The organism is Streptomyces pathocidini (assembly GCF_001418495.1).
Taxonomy (GTDB): Bacteria; Actinomycetota; Actinomycetes; order Streptomycetales; family Streptomycetaceae; genus Streptomyces; species Streptomyces pathocidini.
The window spans coordinates 1-3,117 of sequence record NZ_LIQY01000378.1; the positions used below are offsets into that span (position 1 = coordinate 1).

At 70.8% G+C, this 3,117-nt stretch carries 5 protein-coding genes; 3 read left to right on the top strand and 2 right to left on the bottom strand.

Features of this window, described 5'->3' with window-relative positions:
- The coding region (locus AOK16_RS17925) for a gluconokinase (RefSeq protein ID WP_169790909.1) at window positions 1-357 on the bottom strand (357 nt) is incomplete at its 3' end.
- A 235-nt stretch (window positions 358-592) separates the two neighbouring features.
- On the opposite strand from AOK16_RS17925, the gene AOK16_RS17930 reads away from it, so the two are divergent.
- Genes AOK16_RS17930 through AOK16_RS17940 form a run of 3 tightly spaced genes read left to right on the top strand, consistent with a single transcriptional unit; the run spans window position 593 to window position 2,145 of the window.
- Window positions 593-1,420, top strand: a complete 828-nt coding sequence (locus tag AOK16_RS17930; protein ID WP_079101506.1) for a FadR/GntR family transcriptional regulator — start codon at window positions 593-595, stop codon at window positions 1,418-1,420.
- A gap of 45 nt (window positions 1,421-1,465) precedes the next feature.
- Window positions 1,466-1,744, top strand: a complete 279-nt coding sequence (locus tag AOK16_RS17935; protein ID WP_055473250.1) for a type II toxin-antitoxin system Phd/YefM family antitoxin — start codon at window positions 1,466-1,468, stop codon at window positions 1,742-1,744.
- Entirely contained in the window at window positions 1,741-2,145 is a 405-nt protein-coding gene (locus AOK16_RS17940) for a type II toxin-antitoxin system VapC family toxin (RefSeq protein ID WP_055473251.1), read from the top strand. The genes AOK16_RS17935 and AOK16_RS17940 overlap by 4 nt, the downstream gene beginning before the upstream one ends.
- Window positions 2,146-2,151: 6 nt before the next feature.
- Here AOK16_RS17940 and AOK16_RS17945 read toward each other — a convergent pair.
- Window positions 2,152-3,117: methylmalonyl-CoA mutase family protein (locus AOK16_RS17945; protein ID WP_240483627.1), on the bottom strand; the 966-nt coding region annotated here is incomplete at its 5' end.

Sequence of the window (3,117 nt, forward strand, 5' to 3'; positions counted from 1 at the left end):
GAGCAGGGCGCCGGGCATGAAGTGGTCCCGGCGCCGCTCCATCCGCTCGGCGATCAGCGCGCGATCGCCGGTGAGGTGCAGGAAGAAGAGGCCAGGGGCGGCGGCGCGGAGCCGGTCGCGGTAACTCCGCTTGAGTGCGGAGCAGCTGACGACCCCGCCGAGGCCGGTACGGCCGCGGGCCCAGGCGCCGATGGCGTCGAGCCAGGGTTCGCGGTCGGTGTCGTCGAGGGGGGTGCCGCCGGTCATCTTGGCGATGTTGGCAGGCGGGTGGAAGGCGTCCGCTTCGGCGTAGGGAACGCCGAGTTCGTCCGCCAGCAGGCCGCCGACGGTGGACTTACCGGTGCCGCAGACACCCATGACGACCACGGTGTGGGGGACCACCGCAGGGGTGGGGCTCACGTCGCTGCACCTCGCTGTCCTCGTCGGCACTGACGAAACTCGGCGTCCCGGACGCCGCCCCACACTCAAGCCCATAGATACGACGTATTCAAGAGTTCGTGACTCAATAGTCATACATAATTGAGGTGGACCCCCTCCCCGTAAGCTTCCCCGAGCAGGGGACGGCGGGCGTGAGAGAGACATCGGGAGCGGCATGACGAGCCAGGACCAAGGCCGCGGCGGGGGCGAGGACGAGACCCGGGGCCAGGGTCGGGGCCGGGACCAAGACCGGGGCCGAGGCCAAGACCAGGGTCAAGGGCAAGGTCAACTAGACCGAGGCCAGGAGCGGGAGCAGCAAGGACTGCACGCCCGCCTGCTGGCCTCCCTGGGCCCCGCGATCACCGGCGGCGCGTACCCACCCGGCACGGTCCTGCGCACTGACGAGCTGGAGCGCCGCTTCGAGGTCTCCCGCACGGTCGTACGGGAAGTGGTCCGCGTACTGGAGTCCATGCACCTGGTGGAGTCCCGCCGCCGGGTCGGCGTGACCGTCCTGCCCACCGAGCACTGGAACGTCTACGACCCGCAGGTCATCCGCTGGCGCCTGGCCGGCGCCGACCGCCCCCGCCAGCTGCGCTCCCTGACGGTCCTGCGGTCCGCGATCGAACCGGTGGCGGCGGGGCTGGCCGCCCGGCTGGCCACCGCCGACCAGTGCGCCGAACTCACCCAGCACGCCCTGGGGATGGTGGCCACCTCACGCGGCCAGCAGCTGGAGGGCTACCTGGTCCACGACATGGCCTTCCACCGCGTCATCCTCCGGGCCTCGGGCAACGAGATGTTCGCCCGCCTCGGCGACGTGGTCGCCGAGGTCCTCACCGGCCGCACGGAGCACCACGTCATGTTCACCGACCCCGACCCGGCGGCGGTCACCCTCCACGTCCAGGTGGCCGAGGCCGTCCGCACCGGCGACGCCCCCCGCGCCGAACGCCTCACCCGGGAAATCACCACCGGCGCCATGGCCGAACTCGACATCCTGGCGCCGTGACCTGCCCACGTATCGCAATGCAATACGCCGCGCTACACTGACCCCATGAAGGTCATCAGTCAGCGCGAGCTCGCCGCCCGCTCCAAGGCGGTGCTCGACGACGTCGAGGCAGGCGAGACCTACCACGTCACCCGCAACGGGACCGAGATCGCCGAGGTGCGCCCCCTCGGCTCCCGCCGCCGCTTCGTCCCGGTCGAGGAACTCCAGCGCAAGTGGCGCAACGCCCCGCGCGTCGACTACACAGCGATGCGCGCGGAAGCCGACGAGTTCTACGGCGACGAGGACCGCATCGGCGACGACGACAACCCGTGGGAGCGCAAGTGACCGAGCGTCGGCGGCGCGGGCTCCTGGACACCTGCGTCATCATCGACCTGCAGGCGATCGATCCCCAGCTCCTGCCCACGGAGGCCGCTGTTTCCGCGATCGTTCTAGCGGAGTTGGCCCAGGGTGTGGCGATGACCAAGGACCCCGTGGCCATGCTGGAGCGGGCTCAGCGACTCGCGGACGTCGAAGCAGAGTTCGCGGCCATCCCCTTCGACCGGGAGGCCGCGCGCAAATTCGGGACCTTGGCGGCGCTGACGGTGAAGGCCGGGCGGAACCCGCGGCCCCGCCGCATAGACCTCATGATCGCGGCCACCGCAGCCGCGCAGGAACTACCGCTCTACACACGGAACGCAGCCGACTTCAAGGGGCTGGAACACGGCGTGGAGGTCATCTCCGTCTGAGCCCGCTCAGAACACCTCCCGCGGCTCGTACGCCCCCCACACCTCCCGCAACGCGTTGCAGACCTCGCCGAGGGTGGCTCGGGCCGCGAGGGCGGATTTCATGGGGTACAGGACGTTGTCCGTGCCCTCCGCCGCCTTCCGCAGAGCGGCGAGGGCCGCGTCGGCCGCCGACTGATCGCGTTCGGCGCGCAGTTTCGCGAGGCGGGCCGCCTGCTGAGCCTCGATGGCCGGGTCCACGCGCAGCGGCTCGTACGGCTCCTCCGCGGCGAGTTGGAAGCGGTTGACGCCGACCACGACGCGCTCGCCCGACTCCGTCTCCTGCGCGACGCGGTACGCGGTGCGCTCGATCTCCGCTTTCTGGAAGCCGTGTTCGATTGCGCTGACCGCCCCGCCCAGGTCCTCGATCCGCTCCATCAGCGCGAGCGCCGCAGCCTCCACCTCGTCGGTGAGGGACTCCACCGCGTAGGAGCCCGCGAAGGGGTCGACGGTCGCGGTGACGTCGGTCTCGTACGCCAGTACCTGCTGCGTGCGCAGCGCCAGGCGGGCCGACTTGTCGGTGGGCAGGGCGATGGCCTCGTCGAAGGAGTTGGTGTGCAGGGACTGTGTGCCGCCGAGGACCGCGGCCAGGCCCTGGACCGCGACCCGGACCAGGTTCACCTCCGGCTGCTGGGCGGTGAGTTGGACCCCGGCCGTCTGGGTGTGGAAGCGCAGCATCCACGACTTCGGGTTCCGGGCGCCGAACTCCTCCCGCATGACCCGCGCCCAGATGCGCCGCGCCGCACGGAACTTGGCGACCTCCTCCAGGATCGTGGTGCGCGAGACGAAGAAGAAGCTCAGCCGCGGTGCGAAGTCGTCCACGTCCATCCCCGCCGCCAGCGCCGTACGGACGTACGCGATCCCGTCCGCCAGCGTGAACGCGATCTCCTGCGCGGGCGAGGCGCCGGCCTCCGCCATGTGGTAGCCGGAGATGGA

Coding starts and splice junctions, on each gene's coding strand:
- AOK16_RS17935 (WP_055473250.1), top strand. CDS start 1,466: ATGAAGGTCATCAGTCAGCGCGAGCTCGCCGCCCGCTCCAAGGCGGTG.
- AOK16_RS17930 (WP_079101506.1), top strand. CDS start 593: ATGACGAGCCAGGACCAAGGCCGCGGCGGGGGCGAGGACGAGACCCGG.